The sequence below is a fragment of the Clostridium aciditolerans genome, assembly GCF_016316925.1.
In the GTDB taxonomy this organism is placed as follows: domain Bacteria; phylum Bacillota; class Clostridia; order Clostridiales; family Clostridiaceae; genus Clostridium_AM; species Clostridium_AM aciditolerans.
The window spans coordinates 203,548-230,055 of record NZ_JAEEGB010000005.1 but is presented as its reverse complement, the minus strand read 5'-3'; the positions used below and the strand labels follow the sequence as shown (position 1 = coordinate 230,055).

At 30.5% G+C, this 26,508-nt stretch carries 23 protein-coding genes and 1 riboswitch; of the genes, 16 read left to right on the top strand and 7 right to left on the bottom strand.

Annotation, left to right across the window (positions count from 1 at the left end):
* The first annotated feature begins 75 nt into the window (after positions 1 to 75).
* The 7 genes from I6U51_RS25305 to I6U51_RS04735 all read left to right on the top strand — a co-directional run bounded on the left by I6U51_RS25305 (position 76) and on the right by I6U51_RS04735 (position 8,740).
* Positions 76 to 1,305, top strand: coding sequence for a S41 family peptidase (locus I6U51_RS25305; protein ID WP_211141447.1), 1,230 nt, complete (start codon positions 76 to 78; stop codon positions 1,303 to 1,305).
* A 116-nt stretch (positions 1,306 to 1,421) separates the two neighbouring features.
* Complete coding sequence (locus tag I6U51_RS04760) at positions 1,422 to 2,513, top strand: GerAB/ArcD/ProY family transporter (protein WP_211141446.1); 1,092 nt, start codon at positions 1,422 to 1,424, stop codon at positions 2,511 to 2,513.
* Positions 2,497 to 3,639, top strand: a complete 1,143-nt coding sequence (locus tag I6U51_RS04755) for a Ger(x)C family spore germination protein (protein ID WP_211141445.1) — start codon at positions 2,497 to 2,499, stop codon at positions 3,637 to 3,639. The genes I6U51_RS04760 and I6U51_RS04755 overlap by 17 nt, the downstream gene beginning before the upstream one ends.
* A gap of 12 nt (positions 3,640 to 3,651) precedes the next feature.
* On the top strand, positions 3,652 to 5,082 hold the full coding sequence (locus tag I6U51_RS04750; protein WP_211141444.1) for a spore germination protein: 1,431 nt from the start codon (positions 3,652 to 3,654) through the stop codon (positions 5,080 to 5,082).
* Between the two features lie 95 nt (positions 5,083 to 5,177).
* Positions 5,178 to 5,864, top strand: coding sequence for a winged helix-turn-helix domain-containing protein (locus tag I6U51_RS04745; RefSeq protein WP_211141443.1), 687 nt, complete (start codon positions 5,178 to 5,180; stop codon positions 5,862 to 5,864).
* A gap of 4 nt (positions 5,865 to 5,868) precedes the next feature.
* Positions 5,869 to 7,302 (top strand): HAMP domain-containing sensor histidine kinase, encoded by a 1,434-nt coding sequence (locus tag I6U51_RS04740; protein ID WP_211141442.1) that lies wholly within the window; start codon positions 5,869 to 5,871, stop codon positions 7,300 to 7,302.
* Between the two features lie 133 nt (positions 7,303 to 7,435).
* Entirely contained in the window at positions 7,436 to 8,740 is a 1,305-nt protein-coding gene (locus I6U51_RS04735) for a hypothetical protein (protein WP_211141441.1), read from the top strand.
* Positions 8,741 to 8,849: 109 nt separating this feature from the next.
* Here I6U51_RS04735 and I6U51_RS04730 read toward each other — a convergent pair whose 3' ends face one another.
* On the bottom strand, positions 8,850 to 10,124 hold the full coding sequence (locus I6U51_RS04730) for a dicarboxylate/amino acid:cation symporter (RefSeq protein ID WP_211141440.1): 1,275 nt from the start codon (positions 10,122 to 10,124) through the stop codon (positions 8,850 to 8,852).
* Between the two features lie 272 nt (positions 10,125 to 10,396).
* Between I6U51_RS04730 and I6U51_RS04725 the strand changes: the two genes are divergently transcribed.
* The 3 genes from I6U51_RS04725 to I6U51_RS04715 all read left to right on the top strand — a co-directional run bounded on the left by I6U51_RS04725 (position 10,397) and on the right by I6U51_RS04715 (position 14,278).
* Positions 10,397 to 11,065, top strand: coding sequence for an NAD(P)/FAD-dependent oxidoreductase (locus I6U51_RS04725; protein ID WP_211141439.1), 669 nt, complete (start codon positions 10,397 to 10,399; stop codon positions 11,063 to 11,065).
* A 423-nt stretch (positions 11,066 to 11,488) separates the two neighbouring features.
* Positions 11,489 to 12,028 (top strand): histidine phosphatase family protein, encoded by a 540-nt coding sequence (locus tag I6U51_RS04720; RefSeq protein WP_211141438.1) that lies wholly within the window; start codon positions 11,489 to 11,491, stop codon positions 12,026 to 12,028.
* A 177-nt stretch (positions 12,029 to 12,205) separates the two neighbouring features.
* The gene (locus I6U51_RS04715) at positions 12,206 to 14,278 is read left to right on the top strand and encodes a methyl-accepting chemotaxis protein (RefSeq protein WP_211141437.1); all 2,073 of its coding nucleotides are present in this window, start codon (positions 12,206 to 12,208) and stop codon (positions 14,276 to 14,278) included.
* A gap of 29 nt (positions 14,279 to 14,307) precedes the next feature.
* Here the strand turns inward: I6U51_RS04715 and I6U51_RS04710 are convergent, their stop codons facing one another.
* Together I6U51_RS04710 and I6U51_RS04705 are read right to left on the bottom strand one after the other, a co-directional pair.
* Positions 14,308 to 14,655, bottom strand: coding sequence for a CGGC domain-containing protein (locus tag I6U51_RS04710; RefSeq protein WP_211141436.1), 348 nt, complete (start codon positions 14,653 to 14,655; stop codon positions 14,308 to 14,310).
* Between the two features lie 112 nt (positions 14,656 to 14,767).
* A complete protein-coding gene (locus I6U51_RS04705) occupies positions 14,768 to 15,520 on the bottom strand; it encodes a TSUP family transporter (RefSeq protein WP_211141720.1) in 753 nt (250 codons plus the stop codon).
* Between the two features lie 254 nt (positions 15,521 to 15,774).
* Between I6U51_RS04705 and I6U51_RS04700 the strand changes: the two genes are divergently transcribed.
* The 3 genes from I6U51_RS04700 (at position 15,775) to I6U51_RS04690 (ending at position 19,615) form a co-directional block, all read left to right on the top strand.
* Positions 15,775 to 16,311, top strand: coding sequence for a TetR/AcrR family transcriptional regulator (locus I6U51_RS04700; protein ID WP_211141435.1), 537 nt, complete (start codon positions 15,775 to 15,777; stop codon positions 16,309 to 16,311).
* Positions 16,312 to 16,474: 163 nt separating this feature from the next.
* Positions 16,475 to 16,651, top strand: a riboswitch (Lysine riboswitch).
* A gap of 142 nt (positions 16,652 to 16,793) precedes the next feature.
* Positions 16,794 to 18,239 carry an amino acid permease gene (locus I6U51_RS04695; RefSeq protein ID WP_211141434.1) on the top strand — a complete coding sequence of 482 codons (1,446 nt, stop codon included), beginning with the start codon at positions 16,794 to 16,796 and terminating at the stop codon, positions 18,237 to 18,239.
* Positions 18,240 to 18,448: 209 nt separating this feature from the next.
* Positions 18,449 to 19,615, top strand: coding sequence for an MFS transporter (locus tag I6U51_RS04690; RefSeq protein ID WP_211141433.1), 1,167 nt, complete (start codon positions 18,449 to 18,451; stop codon positions 19,613 to 19,615).
* Positions 19,616 to 19,817: 202 nt separating this feature from the next.
* On the opposite strand, the gene I6U51_RS04685 is transcribed toward I6U51_RS04690, so the two are convergent.
* Positions 19,818 to 21,245 (bottom strand): hypothetical protein, encoded by a 1,428-nt coding sequence (locus tag I6U51_RS04685; protein ID WP_246517074.1) that lies wholly within the window; start codon positions 21,243 to 21,245, stop codon positions 19,818 to 19,820.
* A gap of 419 nt (positions 21,246 to 21,664) precedes the next feature.
* On the opposite strand from I6U51_RS04685, the gene I6U51_RS04680 reads away from it, so the two are divergent.
* Positions 21,665 to 22,438: a hypothetical protein gene (locus I6U51_RS04680; RefSeq protein WP_211141432.1), complete on the top strand. Its 774-nt coding sequence runs from the start codon at positions 21,665 to 21,667 to the stop codon at positions 22,436 to 22,438.
* A 41-nt stretch (positions 22,439 to 22,479) separates the two neighbouring features.
* Here the strand turns inward: I6U51_RS04680 and I6U51_RS04675 are convergent, their stop codons facing one another.
* On the bottom strand, positions 22,480 to 23,238 hold the full coding sequence (locus I6U51_RS04675) for a sulfite exporter TauE/SafE family protein (protein WP_211141431.1): 759 nt from the start codon (positions 23,236 to 23,238) through the stop codon (positions 22,480 to 22,482).
* A gap of 157 nt (positions 23,239 to 23,395) precedes the next feature.
* Here I6U51_RS04675 and I6U51_RS04670 point away from each other — a divergent pair, with 157 nt between their 5' ends.
* On the top strand, positions 23,396 to 24,262 hold the full coding sequence (locus I6U51_RS04670; RefSeq protein WP_211141430.1) for a LysR family transcriptional regulator: 867 nt from the start codon (positions 23,396 to 23,398) through the stop codon (positions 24,260 to 24,262).
* A 61-nt stretch (positions 24,263 to 24,323) separates the two neighbouring features.
* Here the strand turns inward: I6U51_RS04670 and I6U51_RS04665 are convergent, their stop codons facing one another.
* Positions 24,324 to 24,779: a DMT family transporter gene (locus tag I6U51_RS04665; RefSeq protein WP_211141429.1), complete on the bottom strand. Its 456-nt coding sequence runs from the start codon at positions 24,777 to 24,779 to the stop codon at positions 24,324 to 24,326.
* Positions 24,780 to 25,086: 307 nt separating this feature from the next.
* On the opposite strand from I6U51_RS04665, the gene I6U51_RS04660 reads away from it, so the two are divergent.
* On the top strand, positions 25,087 to 25,611 hold the full coding sequence (locus tag I6U51_RS04660; RefSeq protein ID WP_211141428.1) for a serpin family protein: 525 nt from the start codon (positions 25,087 to 25,089) through the stop codon (positions 25,609 to 25,611).
* Positions 25,612 to 25,896: 285 nt separating this feature from the next.
* On the opposite strand, the gene I6U51_RS04655 is transcribed toward I6U51_RS04660, so the two are convergent.
* Positions 25,897 to 26,418: a GNAT family N-acetyltransferase gene (locus tag I6U51_RS04655; protein ID WP_211141427.1), complete on the bottom strand. Its 522-nt coding sequence runs from the start codon at positions 26,416 to 26,418 to the stop codon at positions 25,897 to 25,899.
* Positions 26,419 to 26,508 lie beyond the last annotated feature (90 nt).

The window sequence follows — 26,508 nt, the reverse complement described above, 5'->3', positions numbered from 1 at the left end:
TAATATTTAGTTCAAAACTATATAGTTTACAACTAGAAAGCCTATATGAAATAATCTTATACATGGAGTTATTTTGTGCTAATATTAGAATATATATTAAATATAATAGCGAGGGAAAAGTATATGGTTTTAAGTAGAAATGACAAATGGATAGAAGATATTGATTTGCTGGCTTTAGAACTTCCTAATAGGCATAAAAATTTATTTTTCAATAAATCAAAGGAAGAGTTTTTTAAAGAAATAAAAGAATTAAAGAGAAAAATTAGAAATTTAGATGAATACGAAATCAGAGTAAATTTAGCTAAAATAGTTGCAGCAATAAGGGATGCTCATACCGGAATTATACTGCCCGTTAATTTTCTTTGCCCTATAGAATTATATTGGTTTAAAGATGGAATATATATAATATCAACAATTGAAAGATATAAGCACATAGAAAATTGTAAGATACTTAAAGTTAATGGTATGGATATAAAAGAAGTCATTAAAGTTTTAAGTACTATTGTTTCCTATGAAAATGAGGCTTTGTGTAAAGCTCAACTTCCTAAATATTTTCCTGCTATTGAGTTTTTATACGGATTAGAAATTCTTGATACCATTGAAAGCTTGGAGTTGACTATTGAGGATAGAAAGAAAAAAATAAAAAACATAGAAATTGAGTCCTTACCAATAAGAGAAGTAAGAAAGAAGCTTAAAGAAAGCCAAAAGTCTATGTTAAAGGATAATATAGTGCCTCTTTATAGAAAGAACTTTGATAAATATTATTGGTATGAATACATGAAAGAGTTCAAGGTTCTTTACTTTAAATATAATGCCTGCAAAGAGATGGAAGATAAAAGTGTTTTTGATTTTGGTAAAGAACTAATAAAATTTATTAATAAAAATCAAGTTGATAAGCTTGTTATAGACTTACGTAACAATTCTGGAGGCAACTCTACCTTATTAGAGCCATTTATTGAGGACCTAAAAGCTTGTGATAAAATAAATAAAAAGGGTAATCTCTTTGTAATAGTAGGCCGTGAAACTTTTTCTTCCGCTTTATTAAATGTATTATTACTAAAGGAAGATACTAATGCGATATTTTTAGGAGAGGCTACAGGGGGAAAACCTAATTGCTATGGAGAGGTAGAGAGATTTACACTAAAAAATTCTGGCTTAACAGTGTGCTATTCTACTAAATACTATAAAATTATTAAAGACGATAGTTTACCAAGCTTTTATCCAGAGGTGAGTTTAGCTTTAACTATAGAAAATTATATTAAGAATGAAGACCCTTTTTTAGATTATGTTTTAAAGTTCAAATAAAAAGGCAAGGAAAGTGGATGTTATACGTCTCACTGGCCTTGCCTTAAATTTTGTATAAATATAATGTAATTAAGTGGATACCCTATTAGTATGTAAACTTATAGGGAGTGAAATACATGAGTAAATTTCTTACAAACAGGCAAATTTCTCTCATGATATACTGTATAACAGTCGGGTACGGAGTCATTGACCTACCTAGTGAGGCAGCACAGAATGCTGGAGCAGGCTCTTGGTTTTCACTGCTTATTTTAACAATTATAATTATGGTAATTACTTATATGATTACATATCTTCAATATACTTTTGAAGGCAAAACACTTTATGAATATGGTCAGCAGTTAGTAGGCAAAACAATAACATATATTTTTTTAATTGTATACATAATATACTTTTTTCTAAACTTTACTATGATAACAAGAATATACGCTGAAACTTTAAAAATGATTATTCTTAACAAAACCCCTATAATAGCCATATGTGCTCTATTTTATATAGTTGTATTTTATGCCTTAGTCAAAGGAATAAATGTTATCGCAAGAGTATGCGAACTATATGGGATTTTGAATATTATTGGATTTATGTTTATAAACACACTTTTACTTACAAAGGGAAGGTTTGTTCATATACGTCCGTTATTTGTTGTGCAAGATTTAGGAATTTATTTTAGTGCAATATTTAAAATTGTTATTGCTTTTTTAGGGGCGGAAATACTTTTTGTTCTGCCCCTCAGTAGACAACATAATAAAAAAGCATTAAAATACACAACTTTTATTGTAGGTTTTATTGGTATTATATACATTTACATAGTAGAGTCAGTAATATCAGTAGTTGGAGTAGAAGCGGTAGTTCATTATCAGGTATCCTTACTTGATGTTATAAGAGGTACTGATATATACTACCTTGAATTTTTTAGAAGGCTTGATGGTATATATATGGTATATTGGTCGATGAATATAATTTGTGCCATATGTCTATGGGGGTATGGAGTAATTACTTTTGCAAATAAAATAACCAGAAATATAAAATATAAATATATTGTAGCAGGTGTAACTATTATAGGGTTTATAGCAGCTCAAATTCCAAAAACAAAAGATCAAATAGAATCAATCATTAAATATAATTCTTATTTTGCAGCCATAGCGACAATAGTAATATTAATTATTCTACTTACAATTATAAAGGTGAAAAAATATGATAAGAAGATATAATAAAACAATAATTATGTTACTATTGACATTATTTTTAACAGGATGTTGGGATTATAGGGACATTAATAGAAGGAGTATTGACCTTTCTATAGGAGTAGACGATGTAGAAAATCAATTGGAGTTTACTGGTGAAATAGCAAAGCTTACCGCAAGTAATACCCAGGGAAGGGGGATGTTGCAAGTTGTAGATGTATATAAGTATAGATCTCTAGGAAAGCATTTTGAAGAGTCAAACGCTGACCATAATGTTAAAGTTCCTTTTCAGGATTTTGCAGGAGCAGTAAGAGTAATAGCATTTAGTAAAAAGTATGCTGAAAAAAAGGGTATAGAAGCTTATATAAATAGAGCGTACTTTACTATATGGCTTAGAAATTCTGTACCCGTAGTAATATGTAAAGAGCCAGCAAAGGAACTGTTTACAGGGAGAATTGAAAACGACATATTTATAGGCTATGGAATAGAAGATACAATTAGATATTTAGATGAAACTGGAGCAGCGTTACATAAAACAGTACAAGATATACAAACAGATATCCAATTCGGAGACATAGGGTTGTTGCTGCCTTATATTACTAAGGAGGATAACAAAAATATTAAGTATTTAGGTTTTGCAGTAATGAAAGATTCAAAGTTAATTGACATTATAGACTATAAAGAAAGTACAGGATTTTTATATCTAGTAGCAAAAAAAACAACTGTAGAACGTGTTATTCCACATCCCAAAAATGAAAAAAATTTAGTTTCTGTTAAGCCTGTTCTAGAAAAAAGAACTATAAGAACAAAGTATGAAGATAATAAAATTAATATATACATAGATTTAAAATTAAATGCACAAATTCAATATGAATATAGCATAGAGCCTTTAAGTAAAGCTGAAACAAAAAAAATAGAAGACATAGTTTCCAATATGACAAAAGAAGAGGTTATGCGTGCAATAAATCGTTCACAAAATGAAATGCAGTGCGATGTATTCGGATTTGCCAAATATTTTAGGGCTGAACATGCAATAGAATACAAAAAGATGAACTGGAAAGAGGAGTATCCAAAGGCAAATTTTCATGTAAATGTAAAAACTACTATAAAAGATACTAGTATATTAGATCCAAATGGGAAAAAACCAGACTAAAGGAAGGGTAATATGGTTGAACAAGATAACTACAGCAGTAAAGTTGAAGAGCTAACAAGAAATATAACTGGATTGATTTCAAGAAAATTAGTTATTAAAGAGAAAGAAATTTACATTTTATATATTCCACAAATAACAAACAGAGATGGCTTATCTGAAAATATTATAAAGCCGTTATTGCAATATGATGGGGCACAAACGTTAACAGCAGAATTAATAATAAATTCGGTTATTTATATAGATGATGTTTTTTCTGAAAATGATGAAAACAAAATAATTAATTATATTGTATCAGGGAAATCAATTGTTTTTATATCTGGAGACAGCAGATATATAGTGGCAAATACTTTAAAGATAGAAAAGAGAAATATTCAATCACCAGAAATTGAATCGGGAATTAGGTCTCCTAAGGATGCTTTTAATGAGAATTTAGATTCAAATTTGTCTCTAATACGTTACAGGATAAAAGATCCCTCGCTAAAAATAGATTATTATATAGTTGGGAGAAGAACAAAAACCCCAGTTGCTGTAATTTATCTAGAGGATGTTGCAAATTCAAATTATGTTACTGAAATTAAAAAAGTATTGGGAGAAATAGATATCGACGGTGTCTTAGAATCAGGATATATACAAAAGTTTATATCCAATAAAAGTGGATTATTGTTTCCTCAAGTAGGTATTAGTGAAAGATCGGATACTGCTTGTGCTAATATATTAGAGGGGAAAGTATGCATCATAGTAGAGGGAAGTAATTTATCATTAATAGCGCCTAAAAACTTTATTGAATTTTTAGATGCTGGTGATGATCATTATGGTAACTCTTATGCAGGAATACTTTTTAAATTTTTGAGGTTTTCATCTCTAATGGTAGCACTAACTCTATCATCTATATATGTTGTTGTAGTTGCTTTTCATCCTGATATTCTTCCTGCACACTATATTTTAACACTTGCAGCTTCTAGAGTTGGAGTACCTGTAAATGCTCTAATAGAATCTATAATGATGGAATCAATATTAGAACTGTTAAGAGAAGCAAATCTAAGGCTTCCAAAACAAATAGGTTCTTCTATAAGTATAGTAGGAACCATTGTTATTGGTCAGGCAGCAGTTTTTGCAGGACTTGTGAGTCCTCTTATGGTAATAATTGTGGCATTATCTTCTATGGCATCCTTCGCCGTTACAGATTATACGCTGATGAATCCTATAAGAATATTAAAATTTCTTATGATTATACTTTCTGGAATATTTGGAATATTTGGATTCGTAATGGGACTAACTATTATAGTGATAAAGGTATCATCAATTGAAAACTTTGGAATACCATATACTGCACCTGTAGCATCTTTCGGTTTTAAGGATTTAAAAGATTATGTTATGAGTGAACCAACAAAAGATAATGATAGACCAAGGTTTTTGTATCTAAAGAATAAAAAGAGAAAGTAAATTATAGGGTTACCTTTATTGTATGGGAATTATATGATAAAGTGATATAATTATCCACGTAGACTCTATATATTAAGTATTAAGGGGGATGAATTGTGAGCTTTAGAGTACTTGTTATTGAAGATGAATTTTCTATAAATGATATATTAACTTTTTCCTTAAAAGGAGAAGGTTACGAAGTGAAAGGGGCTTTTTCTTCAAAGGAAGCACGAAAGCTTCTAGAGGAGTTTAAGCCTCATATAGTATTGTTGGATATTAATTTACCAGATGAAAGCGGCTTTGAACTTTGCAAGTTTATTAATGCTAATTATAGAATTCCAATAATAATGCTTACAGCAAGAAATGATGTTATAGATAAAATACTTGGGTTAGAACTTGGAGCAGATGATTATATAACAAAACCATTTCATATAAAAGAAGTTTTAGCACGGGTGAAAGTAGCTTTAAGAAGGGTTGATAAATATAAGAACTATGATGAAGAGGGTAATTTCATACAGTTAAATACAAATGTGAAAATTAATTTAGAGAAAAGAATGATAATTAAAAATGAAGAAGAGATCAAGCTCAAGCCTAAAGAATATGATTTACTGACATTCTTTATAAAAAATAAAAATAGAGTTTTTTCAAGGGAAGAAATTTTAGATAGAGTTTGGGGAATGGATTATGATGGTGAGATTAGAACTGTTGATATTCATGTAAGAAGATTGAGGGCAAAGTTAAATCTAGAAAGTGGACAATCATTTATTGAGACAGTTTTTGGCGTAGGATATGTTATGAGGTAATGTTATGAGAAATAGTGTAAGATTCAAATTTATACTGGGATTATCAATGATATTTATAATTTCTGCTGTTGCTTTAAATCTTTTAATTAGACAAGTCTTTGAAACTAATTTAGAAAATATTATAAAAAACTCTATGAAGGATACAATGAAAAATTCAAGAGAGTACCTTCGTTATAATATGAAATCTAAGGATTCATATGAGAATGAAAAAAGTTTTTATACTAGCATGAGGAATTTACTTAACAACTCTGTGCTTACCTACAATTATGAGTTTGAAATAAGAAATCCTAGTGGAAAGGTTATGGAAAGCAATATGAGTTTAGATTCTAATGAATTAACAGAGAAAGGAGCAAAGTCAGCACTTAAGGGAGAAGCTGTAATAAATCTAAAATACAATAGTGATAATGTTCAGGCAGTTTTATCCTATCCTTTATATTATGAAGACAAGTGTTTGGGGATAATTAATATAAGCCAAAATTATAATAATATGTATTTAGAAAACAAAAGGATTGTAGATGTTATTACAGTAATTGAATTTGCAGTTTTTATAGTTATATTTATACTATCATATTTATTTACATCTAAAATAATAAGACCCATTATAGTTTTAACAAAACAAATAAAGAAAATTGAAGATGGAGACTATGAAATAGATTTAGATATTAAAAGTAAGGATGAAATAGGAATACTACTGAACGAGTTCATGAATATGAAGGACAAAATAAAAAATCAAATTCAAACAATAAGTATGGAAAAAGATAAGGTGCTAAAGCTGGAAAAGGGAAGAAGGGAATTTTTCAATAATGTAACACATGAACTAAAAACTCCACTGACAGCTATTTCTGGTTATGCTCAAATACTTTTAGATAAAGATGTAGAAGATAAGGAGTTTAAGGATAGAGCAGTACAGCGAATTTATTTAGAGAGCGAAAGACTTCATAGCTTAGTTTTGGATTTGATTAATGTTTCTAAAGGATTAAGTTTTTTAGAAGAAGATAAGAAAAATATTAAAATGAAAAGTCTCTTAGAGGATATATGTAATGATATGAGTATTAAGGCAAAAAAATATTCAATTGATATACGGGTAAATATCGAAGAGGGATTTATAATTGGGCAAGAAAATAAGATAAAGCAACTCATAATAAATTTATTAGATAATGCTATTAAATATTCTTTCTCAGAAGAAAGTATCAATATAAATGCATTTAATGAGGATAAAACTTATACAATACAAATTTTAAATAGAAGTAATCCAATACCCTGTGATATTTATAATTCTATTTTTGAGCCTTTTGTAAAGGGAAACAATACAATTGAAGCTGGAAGTAGTGGATTGGGGTTATACATATGTAGTGAAATAGTTAAGGAGCATAATGGACAAATATTTATTGAAAATGGCAATGAAGTAAAGGTAACAGTAAAAATCCCTTCTCTTTGAATTATGGAGTTTAAATTTTTTCTTTGGAAACAAGTTGGAAATAAGTTGTGCAAATTTGGAAAATATTAAGTGATATTATTTAGTTAAGGAAAATTTAAATTTCAGATATATGATTTAGGAAGGGGAAGAGAGTATGATAAAAACAAACATGAAAAGAATAGCCTTAATATTAGCTTTGATAGTTTCAATACTAGTAACTTTTACAGCTTGTGGTGAAAAACAAAAAGAAATTAAGTTAGCTTCTGATGTTAAACAAGAAGTGAAAGATGAAGAAAAAAATGCCAATAAATTGGTGAAAATAAAAGATTTAGATTTAGGTAACATGATGTATGTGCCTATATGTTGGAAAGATGATGAAAATATTGTAGTTACAGAAGGCAGCGGAAAAAATAAAAATGTAGTAGACTTTAAAAGTGTCCATATAGATGATATAAATGTCTATAATATTAATATTAAAACTTCAAAAGTAGACAAAATTAATACAATAAAAGATGCACTTTGTGGAGAAGTAGGGGAAAAGGACATGTATGGAAGTTTTCTCTATATAAAAGATAAGAAACTTTGGATGTATAATGCAATAGAAAACACTCAAAAATCAATATACGACTTATCAGATATAATGGCAAAACAAAAAGAAAGCTTAAAAATTACAGAGGATAAAGAGTTATTAAAAAGAATACACTGTGGTTTTGTATTTGGAAGTGATAAATATGTATATGTTATGGCATATATAAGTGGCAGTGATTGCAGCATGAGGGTTATTGATATAAAAACAGGAGCTGTAATTAAAGGATTTGCTAACTCAGGATATTTTCCACATTTAGATAATGTCCGTGGAAATTATTCATGGGTATACAATAAAAACAAGGATAGTTTTTATATAAGCTCAATTTATTATGATGTTATATACGAATGTAAGTTAGGAGAACAAAACGGCTTAAAAAAGATTAAAACTGTAGGAGGACAAATATTTGATATATCAGAAGACGGAAATGAAATATATCTAAATAGCATATATAAAAAAGGTAACAGAAGTATTGTAAAATACGATATACAGAAGGATAAGGTTACAGTAATAGCAAATGAAAATATGAACAGTGGCGGCAAAAATCATTTCAGTTTATTTGAAGATGTTAATGTTAATAATAGCAAACATTCTATAGGCTATAGTATACAAAATGCTATATGTGAATCAGATAACAAGACCATATCTAAAATCCAGACAACATCATTTATAGGTGATTTTGATGGTAAAGAAATAAAAAATGCTAGGATGCTTCCTGTAGAGCAGCTAGATAATAAAAACAATGGTAATTCAATTATGTTCAATAAAAAAGGAGATGGATTTATTTACACTGTTCACTATTTTGATTACAATTCTAAGGATGATGTTACTACATTGTATAAGACAAAAAGTTATATCTATCAAATAAAGTAAAATTTAAATCCTATGGAGATTGTACACTGTTAGCTGTAGAATCCCCATAGGATAAATGTTAATTATCAATAAAATATCTATAGAATTTTTTCATAATATGATTTGTGACTTAAGAAGATAATTCTGTTGATTGGCAGACCTTTTTTTCTAGCCAATTTTTACCCTCTACCAACCTTGCTACCAGCATAGCACATACTGTATTTCCTGTAGAATTTAACAGTGTAGCTGGAGCATCTATAATTGTACTTATGACAGCTATTATAGGTAAAACCTCAGGAGAAAAACCATAAATACTTATAATAAGCATTTCTCCAATCATGCCGCCACCTGGAATAGCCCCCATAACAGCACCTACTAAGAAAGAGATGACTATTATACCTAATATTGATGATATACTGCTCATATCCTTTCCGAATAATCCAAGTAGAAATACAATTTTCATAACACCACCAAACACAGAACCATCTTTATGAGTATTAGCTCCAAGTGGAACTACGGTTTCAGCTATATCCTTTGGAACTCCCATTTTTTTTGTGTATTCAAGATTAATCGGTATACAAGCAGCGCTTGAACAAGTAGCAAGAGCTGTTACTGATGGAGCTATAGCATTTCGCCAGAAAGTGGTTACACCTTTCTTTCTACCGGAGATAAAGGCATATATAGTAAAGAAGCCAAAGTAGTAAATAGCAGCTAGAGTTAAATATAAAATGAACACTCTGAGATAGCCTTTAAGTATTTGAGTACCAAGCTGACCGATCATGGATGCAAAATAACAACCAAGACCTATAGGTGCATAATACATTATAATGCTAACAAATTTCATCATTACATTTGTGCCGGACTCTAGGAGCATAGCAATAGGTTTTCCCTTTTCGCCAATGATCGCTGTTGATGTACCAAATAGTACTGAGAATACTATAAGTTGAAGCATACTTTTTCTTGAAAATAAAGCTGGGAAGTCAGAGACTGTAATAGTATTTACAAGCTGTTGAAGTATTCCAGGGTATTCAGAGGATTTAGGAGCATCTGCTGATTTAGCCATAATGCTTTGAATTGCGGCAGGATCTACTCCCTTAGTAGGATTGACAATTAATGCTCCAATCAATCCAATAATTGCAGCAACAAATGCTGTACAGGTAAAAACTATAACTACACTAGCCATAATTTTTCCAAGTCTTTTCATTCCATTCATATTAGCAATGGCGGAAGAAACACTGAAAAATACTAATGGAACTATAATCATGAACATTAAGTTTATGAATAAAGTACCAAAAGGTTCAAGTAGCGATGCCTTTGGTCCCATAGATATTCCTATAATTCCACCTAAGATTATAGAACATAATAATATAATAGAAGATTTGTAAGAATTAAAAAATGATTTCATTGATAAACTCCCCCTAAAAGTAAATTATTACGAGCTTTGTTTAAATATATTATTTTCTTATGTATATATGAAACTCCTTCTCCTGTCTGCTTATATTATACTATAAATTTTTGCATAGTCTATTGCTAAAAATGCTTATTCTATTGCAAAAGATGCTTTGTTAAAATTAAGCAATATTTTGGAGAAATGATTATAATCATAGAATATTTGAATTTAATTTGATAAAATATTAATTAAAAAATATCTATACTTTTAGATTAGGAGAGATTAGTATGAGTAGCCATTTTGGTAATTTGCAAAAAATAAGGAACGGTAAAAGAAAGTTTTCAATAACTCCATATATTCCAGGAGGATTCATAACTCCTGAAGCCCTCGAAAAAATAGCTCAAGTAACTAAAAAGTTTAATGGAGTTTTAAAAATAACTTCTGGTCAGAGGATTATGATAACAAATTTAGAAGAAAGTGATTTACCAGCTATATGGGAAGAGTTAGGTATGGAACCTGCTGTAAGAAAGCAAAACTCTGTTAAAAATGTGGAGATGTGTCCAGCTGGATTCTGTAAGAGGTCAAAATACAATACTATAGGCACAGGTATGAAATTAGCAAGAAAATATCAATGGATGGATATGCCTTGTAGAAGTAAAATAGGTGTTGCAGGATGCAGAAATGCCTGTGGAAGTGTATATAGCAAAGATGTAGGCGTAATAGCAGATATTACAGGCTTTATGGTAGTTGTAGGGGGGTCTGCAGGATACAATCCTAGAATGGCAGATATCATAGCAGTTGATTTAAGTGAAGAGAAAGCATTAAGATTAGTAGATAGAATTTTTGACTATTATAAAGAAACAGCAGAGGATGGAGAGAAACTAGGATTTTTTATTGATAGAATAGGAATAGAAAATTTTAAAACAGAAGTTTTAAAGAGAGCAGAACTTTTATAAATTTATCCGATCGCTACCATTGCTAACACCCCATCTTTGCATGAAACTCCTTCTCCTATTGTCGAAGGAGTAAGCGATTCGCACTAAATCACAGATTTAGGCTCTCTGCTTAACTGGGGGATAAGCACTGCTACACGCCTGGATAAGTTCTTCTAAGGTTCAGATGGAGAAAGTCATCCTTATAAGCAAGCTCCATCTGAACCTAAGAATCACTTGATAACGGAGCAAATTTTGCTTCGTTATTTTAGCTTTATCTGATAAACTAGCCTTTATTAAATTTGCTCTGAAACATCCAATGTATATCATATATAACGTATTAATTCAAAGTTAAAGCCTAATGCAACAACGAGTATTAGAATAAAATTTTTATATATGTAAATTATATAATAAGTAAAGCATTTTAATTTGGAATGGAGAATAAGAATGAAAATAGGTCTTATAAGACATTTTAAAGTGAATCTAAAAAAGAGTAGATTTATGTCATCAAAAGAATATAATAAGTATATTTCAGATTATGATATATCAGAGGTAATACCTAATGAGATTGTTGTTGATAAGGAATGGGATAAATGTTATTGTAGTAGTCTTAGCAGAGCGGTTACCACTGCTAAAACTGTATATGATGGTGAATTAATTATAACTGATAAACTGGTAGAAATTCCATCAGCAGCATGGAGAAACATTAGATTCAAAATACCTTATACTGTATGGACCTTGTTGAATAGGCTTGCGTGGATTAGAAACCACGTTTCCCAGCCAGAGGGCAGAAAAACCACATTAAAAAGAGTTAATGAAATTTTAGATACGATATTAAAGGAAAAAGATAAAAATATATTAATTGTAAGCCATGCTGGCACTCTTTATGAAGTACAAAAGATATTAATAAAAAAAGGATTCAGAGGCAACTATTTTTTAAAGCCTAGAAATGGCAAATTATATGTTTTTGAAAACAAAAGATATTAATAAAATGAATGATAAGTTGCAAAAATTGATAAATCATAATGGTTTATCAATTTTTTTTAGTAAAGTTGTCATATAATGATCTAAATAGAAGGATTTTCAAGTAATATGGCGAATAAATACATAGCTGGAGCTTAAAGTTAAACTAAAATTAAATGAAACTAAACAGGGGGAGTTTATATGGGGAAAATAAAAAGTAAAATTACTGCAGCAATATTATTCTGCACCTTTGCAATAGCTGTGGTGATAAGTATTGTAACCGGATATCAATCAGGCAATGCAATAGAAAAAGAATCTAGGGATAAGCTTTTAGCTGTAACAGAAAGCAATGCAAAGGATTTTACTACTCTAACTAATGAGATAGAAAGAACTGTAGACTTTATATCTAATTCAGTATTATCAGACTTTGATTTATCAAAAGCTAAGGGTGATGAAGGATATTTAAAGCAATATGAAGATAAAATTGAGCCTATTATAAAAAAGATGGGTGAAACTACACCGGGAGTTGTTGGATCTTATATATACTTAAATCCAGAACTTAGAAACTCACTGCATTATGTATCTTATGACGATGCGGATAGAGATGGAACTTTTAAAAGAAAGACTTCATATGTTTTAGAAAATTTTAAAGAAGATAATAAGGATATGGCATGGTACTATGGATCAGTAAAAGCTAAAAAAGGTGCATGGAGTGATATTTATGTTGATATGCATTCAAAGATTGAGATGATTTCCTATACTAAACCGGTATACATAGACGGTACACTAGTAGCAGTTGTAGGAATGGATATTTCCTTTGACCTTTTCCGCAATGCAATCAATAAAATTAAGCTCTATGATACAGGCTATGCATATCTTTTATCAGCAGATTATAACTTTTTAGTTCATTCTAAGTTCACTAGAAAAGATAACATGGCAACAGTAGAAAACGGAAATTTTAAGAATATAATAGAAACGATTAAGAAAAACAAATCAGGAGTAGTTGAATATAACTATGGTGGTAAAAGAATGGTTGGATACTACACTATTCCTAATGGATATATTTTAGCTGTTAGCGTTCCTCTTAATGAGGTATTAAAAAGCTTAAATCAAATGAGAATTTTTGTACCTATTATAGTAGTTATAGGTATGATTGTAGCAGCGTTTATAGCTATGATGATTGCAAGTAGAATATCTAAGCCTCTTATGGAGGTAGTGCAATTGCTAAATAAGATGTCTAATTTAGATTTATCTGATGATAAAAGGTATGAACACCTGTTAAAAAATAAAGATGAAATTGGAGTCATGGTTAACTCCATGCATAATATGCAAAAATCTCTAAGAGAAATAGTAGAGAATATTAAGTTAGAATCTAAGGAAGTAGCTTTAAGTGCTGAGAATTTGTCCAGCGTATCAGAGGAGAATGTAAGTTCTATAGAATCAGTAGTAAAAGCTACAGATGAGATTGCAAAAGGTTCAGCTGACTTAGCTGTGAATATTGAGTCAGGTGCAGAAAAATTAGATTTTTTAGCAAATGAAATAAATAGTGTAGTTGAAGGTTCAAATATAATTAAAAAACACGTTGATGAAACTAGCAGTGTAAGTAGAGATGGATTAGATTATGTCAAAGAGTTAGAAATTGCAGTAAAAGGTAATGTAGAGGTATCAGATAAACTAGCTAATCAAGTTAATGATTTATACAATAAATCTGAAATAATTAGCAGAATAACAGATACAATTAAAGCTGTTACAGATCAAGTTAATCTTCTTGCTTTAAATGCAGCTATTGAAGCAGCTAGAGCTGGAGAACAGGGAAAAGGTTTTGCAGTTGTTGCAGAGGAGATTAGAAAGCTTGCAAGCGAGACTGCAGCTTCTACAGAAGAAATTGATAATATAATACAAGAGTTTAAAGCTAATATTAGTGACACTAATGTTAAAGTAGGTGAAGCAAAGGCAGCAATCCATCAGACGACTAATGTTTCAAAAAATACAGAAAAGGCTTTCGAGATGATTGAGAAGTCAGTTTCAACGGTAACACATCAAATTGATAACTTGATAGAGAATATAAATACTATAGGTAAAAATAAAAATGAAGTAATAGCAGCAATGGATAGCATATCAGCTATTTCACAACAAGTAGCTGCAACTAGCCAAGAAATTTCAAGTTCTTCACAAGAGCAATCAAGCAGTATGGAAAATATAGCTCAATCTTCAAATGAGCTGAGCATTATATCTTCAAACTTAGAAGAATTAGTAGGTAAGTTCAGAACATAATTGAAGAAAAAGATAAAATGCAGAGAATGTTACTCTGCATTTTTATTTTTTCGCTCTTTACCACCGTGAGTATATCCTATTACTTCAAAATTTTTAGAAAGTGTACTTAAAAATTCGTCATACCAAGGACACTTAGATCTTATGCATGATGATAAATGAATTGTATCTACACCAATTTCTTTCATTCTTTCAGCTCTGCTTATAACCTGATCTATTGAATTTTCACTGCATCCGTTACAGTGAACGAAGCTTAACATTTGAGACTCCTTGTCATAGTTCTCAAATGAAGCAGCTCTGTTATTAAAAGCTTTAAAACACCCCGATCCAGAGCATCTTTTAGATACTTCAAAACAATTTATAATACCTATTTTTTTCATCTAGCTTCTCCTTTGTTGAGTGATATGTCTATATGAGAATAATATCATAGAAATAACTATTTTCCTGTGACAGTCATCACAAAGGGAATAGGATTTTATGTATCAATTAAATCTATCTCATTATTACATAAAGCATTTTACCTGCTACAGCAAGAGACATTGTTACGAATATAGGTTTTATAACTTTAGCTCCTTTATTTAATGCAACTTTAGTTCCAAGTCTTGCACCTAATATCATAAATATTGCTATTGGTATACCTAATTTTAAATTAATTTGTCCTCGCATAGCAAACATTATCACTGCAGCAACGTTTCCTATAAAATTTAAAGCTTTGCAGTTGCCACCTGCCCTGACAAAGTCAAATCCAAATATGTTTATTAGACCAAATATTAAAAAAGAGCCTACGCCAGCGCCTAAAAATCCATCATAGAATCCTAAACATAGAGCAAGAATAATACCTAGTGCCATATTTTTTCTTGAAAAGCCAGTAAATCTATCTTCCATGCCAGCAGTTTTTGAAAATAGGCTATATATACCTACAAATAGTAAAAGTATAAGAACTATGGTATTAAGATAATTTCCATTTATTTTAAGTACGGTATTTACTCCTAAGATAGCTCCTAAAAAACTAAAAGGAGCTAAAATTTTTAAGAGATAAAAATCCACTTTATCAGATTGAGCAAATTTTATAGAGCTAATAAGTGTAGAACAGCAAGAGCAAAATTTATTTGTTCCAAGTACCAAATGAGGTGGAAGGCCTGAAAGTAAAAAAGCTGACAAGCTAATAATTCCTCCCCCTCCTGATATGCAATCTATAAAACCAGCAAGAAATCCAGCGATACATAGAAATATTAAAGTATTAATAAAAATCCCCTCCCCAAGAAATTATTATGTGTAAGATTTTTGCGTATAATGCAAATCTAAGTCTAGATTAATTTAGTATATATGAAACTTCACTCTATTTATAATTGTAGCAGAGGGGAAACCATATAAAAAATATTTAATATGTATTATATATATATGAGAAAGATATGGATTTAACAAATTTGACCAGTATTGTTGACAGAAAAGTATGAATATGGTATATTATGAACAAAGTTCATTAATAGGAGGATAAAATGCCAAAGTTAATTGAAAATGCTAAGGAAAAGATAATAATTCAAGGAAGAAAAACTCTTTTAGAAGAGGGATATAAAGGTCTGAATATAAGAGAAATTGCTAAACAATGTGATATAGGAACAGGAACCTTTTATAATTACTTTAGAAATAAAATAGAGCTTGTAATAGAAATTTTCCAAGATGATTGGAACAAAACCTTGAATATTATAGAAAGTTTAGAACTAACTGATGAACCTTTTAAAGAAAAAATAAGAAAAATATATGAATCCTTACAGGGATTTGTAGATGATTATATTTCAATTTTTTATGAAATTGCAAATGAGGAAAAGCAAGGGTATCACTGTAGAGAAAAAGATAGTTTTACAAAGTTATATAAAAAAATAGGAGAATTAATTGAACTTGAGAGAAAAAAAGGAAATATAACATCTAAACTTGATTCTGAAAAACTCTCTTATTTTATTATTTCTAATCTTACATATTTAAGCAAAAATAAATATATGTCCTTTGATGAACTTTATGATCATTTAAAAATATAATTTTTTTAAACTTACATGAATAAAGTTAACCTAATCTATTGACTACCTTATGTTTAATACTATTATAATTATAAGAAATGGCGAAAGAACTTCTCACATTAAAATATTAAAAAACTGTTTACTAATTATAAATATTACTGTATAATAATTTACATAAGTGAATAACTGAGGTAGAGGCGCGGAATTTAAGAGTAAAACTGCAGAGGTAAGCACAATGAAGCAGTTTAAAAGGAAATTTCGCCGAAGCGTACAGTAAATGCTTTAGTACTGTATAGCTGGGATTGCATAGAATATATGCAAGACTGTCACAAAGAGGATTTTGTGGTGAGCTATCATTCGTTGTATATTAATATGTATGTTTTAGTAATTAATGTAAATTCATATTAAATGCCTTGAGTGTATGCTCAAGGCATTTTTTACGTTTCTGATCTTAGTTATTTCACTTATCGGAATAAATAAAAGCCGGTAAGGAGGAAAAATTTATGCAAAATGCAGTAGAACAAAATGTTCAGACTTCTAATGAACTTAAAAGAAGTTTAACAGCAAGACATCTTAATATGATTGCAATGGGAGGTGCCATTGGGACAGGAATATTCCTAGCTCTTGGAGCTACAATTAAACAAGCTGGACCAGGAGGCGCACTAGTTGCATATGGTTGTATAGGTGTTATGGTTTATTTCTTAATGACTAGTTTAGGAGAAATGGCAACATTCATGCCGGATTCAGGTTCCTTTGGAATATATGCATCAAAATTTGTTGATCCCGCTTTTGGATTTGCAATGGGATGGAACTATTGGTATAACTGGGCTATTACAGTTGCAGCTGAAATGGTTGCAGGTGCCCTACTTATGAAATACTGGTTCCCTGGCGTGCCAGCCCTTGTATGGAGTGTTTTATTCCTTACAATAATAGTTGCACTTAATCTTTTATCAGCAAGAGCTTATGGTGAATCAGAATATTGGTTTGCAAGTATTAAAGTTATTACCGTTATTATATTTTTATTAGTAGGTGTTGCAACAATAGTTGGAATAATAGGTGGACATGCTGTGGGATTAAAAAACTTTAGCGTTGGTGAAGCACCATTTGTTGGTGGAGCTAAATCAATTTTCATGGTATTCTTAATTGCTGGTTTCTCATTCCAAGGAACAGAGCTTGTTGGTATAGCTGCTGGAGAAAGTGAAGATCCAGAAAAAAATATACCTAAAGCAATAAATACGATCTTCTGGAGAATTTTAATATTCTATTTAGGAACAATATTTATTGTTGGTGCATTAATTCCTTATATGGATGCTGGGGTTGATACTAGTCCATTTACATTAGTATTCCAAAAGGCTGGTATAGCAGCTGCTGCATCATTAATGAATGCAGTTATCTTAACTTCAGTACTATCAGCAGGAAACTCAGGAATGTATGCTTCAAGCAGAATGCTATATGCAATGGCTAAGGATGGTAAAGCACCAGCATGGCTTGGAAAGGTTAACTCAAGAGGAGTTCCTGTTAACTCATTAATATTGACTACAGTAGTAGCATCTCTTTGTTTCTTAACAGGACTTTATGCAGAGACTACAGTTTATGTATGGCTTGTAGCAGCATCAGGACTTGCAGGCTTTGTTGCATGGTTAGGTATAGCACTATGCCACTATCGTTTCCGTAAAGCTTATGTTGCTCAAGGACTTGACTTGAAAAAATTGAAATATGTTGCAAAGTTATTTCCATTAGGACCAGTAATAGCAATGGTATTATGTATAGTTGTTACTTTAGGACAAGGTCTTAGCTACTTTGAAGCTGATAAAATAGACTGGAATGGAGTAATTTCATCATATATTGGATTGCCGTTATTTATAGGATTATGGTGGGGTTACAAAAAGAAACACAATACAAAAGTTGTTGATTTAATGGAAGTTGATTTTAGCACTGTTGAAAAATAATATAAAAAGAGTCGTATTGATTGCGGCTCTTTTTTTATAGCATATTTTAAATATAGTGTAAATGTGGTAAAATATTGTTGTAACGATTATTTTAAATGATATTGGAGGACCTATAATGAGAACGATTTGATGCATCTGCACAACCATATATTAAAAAAATCCTTTTCAAAAGGCTTTTTTGTTGTGCAAAATTTTGGAGGTGTATCAAATTGAATAAAAAAATAAATGTTTATTTAATGTATATTATTACATTTCTTCAAGGACTTGTTTTTTATGGGCCTGTAGCTACTTTATATAGACAATCAAGAGGTTTGTCTATGTATAATATATTTTTAATTGAGTCCATATTCATGATTTTAATGCTGCTCTTTGAGATTCCTTGGGGATGGTTTGCAGATAAATATGGATATAAAATAACCTTGTTGATAGGAAACTTTCTACTTTTTATATCAAAAATTGTTTTCTATGAAGCGAATTCCTTTTTGTTATTTCTAGTAGAAGGAATATTAGTAGCTTTAGCCACTTCTGCAATTTCAGGTTGTGATATAGCATTATTATACTCATCAGCAGACAAAGATAATACAGAAAAGGTATTTGGCATGTATACTGCTATGAGTGTCGCAGGTTTTCTATTGGCATGTTTAATTTCTACAAAAATGGTTGAGAGATCAATGGATTTAACAGCCTTTGGAACAATAATTCCTTATGGTTTAGCTGTAATCTTAACATTTTTTATTAAAGATGTGTCTCATAATTTAGAAAAAAAGACAAGTATTAAAAACAGTATAAGAGATGTATTAAATAATAAACAAATTATAATAATTGTAGTAGTCTTTGCTCTCATCAGTGAAACAACTCATTCAATTGGTGTTTTTTTAAATCAACCTCAATATTTGAAAAGCGGAATAAGTATCAGATATTTTGGATTTTTAACAGCACTAATGCAGATAGTATGTCTAGTGTCAGCTAAATCCTATAAGTTTACTGAAAGATTCGGTCAAAACAAAACCTCAAAAGTTCTATTAATAAATATTTTATTGGGATGCACAGTATTAATATATACTAGAAATCCAATTATAAGTGTAGTTGCAATTGCTGTCACTCAAGGATGTTTTTCAATTATAAGACCTATTATTTTAGATATAGAAAATAAATCAATAAACACCAGCAATAGAGCAACAATACTTTCTATCTACGCTATGGCTGGCGATATACTTTCTTCTGTAGTTAACATTTCTATAGGTAAATTTGCTGACATATCTATTGAAGCAGCCTTTAAAGCATGTACATTTATTAGCATTGCTGCATTTGCTTTGGCATTAATATACTTTAATAAAGCCAAAACTAAACAAGAACTAAATAGGGAAACTAACTAGAAAGTTAACTTATACGCTAAAGTTTATTGGTAATATTTTCAGTATACAGAGGACAGAGTACAGAGGACAATTGACAATGAAGGTGAGTTTTCTTCCTTCATTGTCCTCTGTACACTGTCAATTGTCAATTATTCATCCTCTCTCATACTATAAAAATTACCAAATTAAATTACAGCATAAGTCAACTTATGAGTTAGAAACCCTATAGTTGACTTTGTTTATTATAGTCAGTATAGTCGGGTGCAAACCACTTCACAGATATGCTGTACTTTCCTGTTTCATCTTTAGGATTTATTTTCAGTTCTTCGCTGCTAACTTTGGTTTTATTTAGTAGTAATACAGTATTCTGAGGGTCATCGCAATAAAAAGTAATTCCCCTTACGTTATCAAGAGTAGGAACATGTTTACCGAAAATAGGATCGTTTATATTCGTTATGTTAATATAAGTTTTATTGTTATCATTTACTTTATTATACATTATATATTTATGGATATTGGCGTAATCCAGAAGCCGTGAGGTTCTGGCAACGAGTATTTTTCCATCTGTTTCATACTGTTTTAGCAGCCTCAAAGATTTTATATTTTCATCATGAAATAAATCTTCAGCATCTACACCAAAGTGTTGTCCAACTATAGAATATTGCTTATTGCTTACAATACTATCTAAATTTACTTGAGTAAGTTGTTTATGAAGGTGTTTAGGGACCCATGTCCATTCAATTCTTCCATTTACCATGTTATTGGTATATCTATAAAAGCCCCATACCTTTTTGCCATCCCTTAGAGAAATTTCATAAAGAGGATAATCATGTCCAAAGTTATAATCCGATATAGAGTTCCAAACATATTTAATACCATTAGGAATAGTTAAATCTGTGTGATAATATGAAGAATTAGGGTTGTCTCCTTGTTGATAATTCATAAAATTAGAGGTACCATAAGCACCAAAATTTTGTTTGTTTGATTTATTGCCGTGATTTATCCATACTACTGGTTTGAAATTAATAGTTTTTAGTGTTTCCCAGCCAGCTACAGCTAAACCTCTATTAAAGGAGGAGTTTCTTTCATTTTTAGTTGAAAAATCTCCAAAAGAGTGGAGGGAATCTATCCATCCGCATTTGGTGAAATTAATAATTTCATCAGAGTTGTGTCGTGAAGATTTATCTATACCTTTAAAGAAAGTCATTATATTATCAACACCATTGCCGTATTTATCTACTTTATATCCTGCATTATCAGCCATGTATAACCACATAGAGTCACTAATATCTAGACCTATACCTTCACCGTTAGCAGTCTGCTCTTTAGTGTTTAAAAATCTATGATAGTTTTTAAATTCCTCTAAGGTTGCATCATCTATATCAGAACATATAGCAAGCATAGCGTTGTAGGGGTAAGGAAATTTCCTTAAATCCTTATTTTGAGAATCTGAAATCTCATTATTGGAATTCAGTATAGCTGCAGGTATTCCATCATGGGTTTTGTCTTTTTCATGTTTTTGTTCTTGATTAACTACATTAGAAGCTAACTTTGCAGTGGTTTTCGTTTTGTTAGGGTTAAATATTTTTAATGCTGCAAAGGCGGCCATCAAGATAAATAATAGTAAAAATAATAATTTAAATTTTTTCATAGTTTTCAGTCCTTTATATAATTAATTTATGTAATATAAGTAAGGATACTTGAATATTGTAACATATTTTCCATGGGAATTAAAAGAAGTAAAGATAATTAAAGTATAATTAATAATATTTATAATCAATATAAATTGTGCGATGATTCTAAATAACTAGAGCTGATGTACTATTAGTAAAAAAGTTATAAGAGTAATAAGGAACAACAGATAAATACTGCATTTGTAATTTGTGAATTTTACTATAAATTCCTTTACTTCTACTATGCCATAAGTTACTAGTAAAATTTTAAAATAAGATATGTTAGAATCAGTAGTGTCAATTAGAGACCGGATAAAGTAAAACCTATGGGAAATAAGATATTAGGATAAGGCAAAAGGTTTTGTTTGTAAAAATATTAATTTTGGAGGTAAGGTTCTTGAACAAAAAAGGCGGTAGGGTAAAGATTTCAGTTATTATTTTTGCCATTGTATTTCTTTTTATTGGAGCAGATCAATTCATTGAGGGGGCAGACCTGGGAAGTAGATTTTACTACTATGATAATATATTTGTCAAAGTGATGGGATGCCTATTTATTACCATTAGTGTTGCATTAGCCTTTAGAAAAAGATTTGCTCGTAAAGGTATAATATTGCTTTGTTTAATATCAATAATAGAGCTAGTATTAACGCTTGATTTTAATTCTTTAAGTGGAGGAGAGATAGTAGTTCTTATATTCTTTATAGGATTTATATATGTTCTACCTATAATCTTTTTTTCAACGTCTAAGGTCAAAGGGTATTTTAAAGCATTAAATTATGAAGATGATTTAGTTGAGAGTGAAAGGATTAAACAAAGTTTTGAAGAAGAGGAAGGAGAAGAACAAAGTTCTGAGAAAACTGCTGAATTTAAAAAACAAGACAGAAATATACTTATAATTTCACTTGTTAATATAATTATGTTTGTAGCAATGCTAATAATGATAAAAATTGAACTATACAATGAAAATATGTCAGAATTAACGACAACAGGTGCATTGATAGGTGTTACTGTTATTGTTAACGCAATATGCAGTATTATAGGTACTAGCATTGGAATATCAGGTATCCGTTCAAAAAACAGCAAAAAAACTGCCTCTATTTGGGGAACTGTTATAAACTCAGTGATAGTTTCTATATATGTTCTATTTGGAATAATAGGGTTATTATTCTAAGGGTAAAATAAGGAGTAAGGAAATCGTGGTTTCCTTACTCCTTACTTAATTAACACTCCATAAAGCATTTTAATTGCCACTGCTAGAGACATAGTTACAAAAATAGGCTTCATCAGCTTAGCACCTTTATCTAAGGCAACCTTTGTACCAAATTTAGCTCCTAGTGCCATAAATATTGCAACTGGTATACCTAGTTTATAATTAATTTGTCCTCTCATAGCAAACATACCTAGAGCGGCAATGTTGCTTATAAAGTTTAAAACTCTTCCATTTCCACCAGCTCTTACAAAATCAAATTTCAATATTTTTATAAGGCCAAAGATTAAAAAAGAGCCTGTCCCAGGGCCGAAAAAACCATCATAAAATCCTAAGGAAAATGCAAGCAATATTCCGAAGAGCTTATTCTCCTTTGTTAGCCCTTCGAATTTATCCTCAATTCCTGCAGTTTTTGAAAAGAGGCTGTATGTGCCAACAAATAGTAAAAGTATAAGTACTATTGTATTAAGATAACTTGCATTTATGCTGAGAACCGTATTGACACCTAAAATAGCTCCTATAAGGGTAAACGGACCTAAGATTTTCAGAATTCCAAAGTCCACCTTGCCAGATTTAGCAAATTTAAGGGAACTAGTAAAAGATGCACAAGAAGAAGAAAATTTATTGGTTCCTAGTGCAAGATGAGGTGGAACACCTGCTAACAAATAAGCTGGAACGCTAATAATTCCTCCACCACCAGCTATGGAATCTATAAAAGCGGCACAAAAGCCAGCTGTGCATAAGAATATTAAATTATTAAGCATAAATACCTCCGTAAAATTAAACTGAAATAAGACTTATTTTGACAGCATCTATTCTTTACTGTATCATTATAGCAAAGAAAAATATATACAAAAAATATTTAATAGCTATAAAATATATATGAAAAACATATGGTTACAATTAAGAGGGGATATTCTTATGGATATTAGACAATTAAGATATTTTATCACAATTGCAGAAGAAGGAAATATAACTAAAGCAGCAAGAAGGCTGCATATAGCGCAGCCGCCTCTTAGTCAGCAACTAAAGCTTTTAGAAGAGGAACTTGGAGTTAAATTAGTTGAAAGAGGAAGCAGAAAAATACAACTGACGGATGCAGGCAAAATATTAAGACATAGAGCAGAGCAGGTAGTGGAGCTAGTTGATTCTACTGTTAAAGAGCTAAAAGATTTTAATGAAGGACTTCAAGGAACATTATCCGTTGGTACAGTACCGTCCTCAGGATCTACGCTTTTACCGGAGAGGATATATAACTTTCATGAGAGTTATCCAGGAGTAACTTTTCAGATATGGGAGGGAGATACTTATAGGATACTAGATTTATTAAATAATGGAGTTATAGAAATAGGAATTGTACGAACACCAATAAACTCAGAGTTTTTTGAGATAATATATTTGCCGGATGAGCCAATGGTAGTAGCGACAAGAGGAGATATGTATTGGGGAGAAGAGCAAAAATCAATATGTCTTAAAGAACTTAAGGACAAACCTCTGATAATAGACCGCAGGTTTGAAAAAATGGTAGTAGATTCCTGTGAAAAGTCAGGATTTGAACCTAAAATACTGTGCAAAAGTGATGATGCGAGATCAATATTATTATGGGCAGATACAGGAATTGGTGTAGCTATTGTGCCAAAAGCAGCAATGGGACTTATACCAAGTACGAATCTAAAATATAGGGAGATTAATGAATCATCTTTAGAAACTCAAACTGCTATAATATGGATAAAAAATAGATACTTATCCTCAGCAGCAAAACACTTTTTAGAAACCTTCTTAGTTTAGAACTTACTTATATAGAGAAACTAACTAGAAAATTAACTTTCTAGTTAGTTTCTCTATAACTTTAATGCGTTTGAATAATATACACGCCTGCTATTAGCAAGATAATACCAACAGCTCTTAAAGGATTTATTGCATGTACCTGCATATTAAATGCACCAAAGTGATCAAAAATTACTGCAAGAATTATTTGCCCTGCAATAACTAAGCTAAACATATTAGCAAAGCCTATTTTCGGCGATGCAAAAATAGTTGTGAATATGTAAAAGGCACCAAAGAGACCTCCTGTCCACATCCACCAATTAGTGTTTTTAAAGTTTGCTAAATCCGGCCTAGCTTGTACACCTAACCAGATAGAAGCAAAGAAGGCAATCGCCAAACCTATAGCACCAACAGCAAAGCTAATAAAAGAGGTTAGTATGGGATCACCAAGATTAGAGCGTAGTTTTCCGTTAACTGCAACCTGGGTTGCTATAGCCAGGCCTGAAATTAAGGAAAGTGCATAATAAATTCCCTTCATTTTTTTCTCTCCTTCTAAGTACTTTCCATATTATGTGTGTTTTTTATATCTTTTAGATAATTATAACATATTTGCTAGGTGAATCAGATAAAAATGTCAGTAGTTTTACAATTTTAAGATTATTGCGTGATTTTTGCGGTATAAGATAATTACAAGTAAAAGTTTGTCATCAATAGTTAACAATAAGGATTGCCTGTGTTAAAATGTAGTAAAGAATTAGCAATTAAAAATTTATAGCAATTTTTTTATTTATGTTTTAAGAATAGTATTATTATATTAAACTAAAGGAAACAGGAGGAAAATGAAATTGTCACATAATGAATTGCTGCTAGGATTAGGGTTTATTGTAATCATTCTTATTATAATTAGTTTTATAAAAAAAGTAGCTAAGATTGTCATTTATGCACTAATAGGATTACTTGTATTTTTTGTAATAAACGCTATAAGTTCAAATAAAAGCCCAGAAGCAGTATTTAACTCTACAAAAAGTGATGCTGTTTATACAAAAGAGATATACAGTTACACTGGAAAAATAAAAACCGCGGTAGATAATACAATGAAGGGAATTGAAAATAGAGCACTGCCGCAATTAAAAGAAGAAAATAAAAATCTTCACAAATATTTGGATGAAGTGACTAAGCTTCCTCATGGCAAAGAGTTAGATTCTTTTCATGAGAAGTATTGCAATTATTTAGAAAACATAGTAGTCACTTCTGATACTGTCGTTAAAAGCGGAGATTTTATAAATGGAACAACAAAAAGTGCGGAAGAGGCAAAAGACAAGATCAATAAAGCCTTAGATGGCTTGACAAATATGAAAGTGAATCCTTGATAAGTGAGTTTTTTCCTTACGTCAAAAAATAAAAATTATGCGACACATTCTTTAGAGGACAGTTGACAGAGGACAGTGATGGTGAGTTTTCTTCATTACGTCAGAAAATTATTATATTTTTTTAGGCTTGTTTTGCTAATGCAAAACATCGCTTAAGCAGAGAGTACTCCTGCGAAACAAAAGGGCAGGAGTTTCTATATAAATTAAAGATTTTTCGTAGTGAAGCGGAGAAAAATACTCCTTCACTGTCCTCTGTCCTCTCAAAAAAATTGCGTTGCATAATTTTTATATAACCTCACGATTTTCACAAGGAATATTTGATTGCTCTGCTTTGTAATCTTTACACAATAAAGCTCTAATATAGCCTTGATCTTTAGTGGTTGACTCAATATAAAAACCTCTGCCATAATAAAATCTAACAAGTGATAGCATCCTAGAAGCAGTATGAAGATATATATTAGTTACACCTAAATCTATCATTGCATTATCTACTGCATTTATTAATATTTTACCTACACCATTATTTTGATAATCCAATTTAACTCCAAACCTGCTCAAGTAGGCAGTTTTATCAGGCTTCACTTCAATTCTAACACTTCCAACTACTTCCTCATTTAAGAGGGCTACAAAAACTTCCTTTGTTTCTATATCTTTCTCTATATCTTCATAGGTTTCCTTCAATGCACTAAGTGTACCTTTAACACCTGCATTTTCAGCGTAGATTTTAAAAACTATTTCGGTTATTTCATGTATTTTTGGTATATCTGCTTTTTCAGCTTTTCTAACCACAAAGACCATTTTTTCCATCAATCTACCCCCAGTACTAAATCTAATTTATTTTTGATATGAATAATTATACAAAATATATAATAAAAATTCAATATAAAATAAACAAAA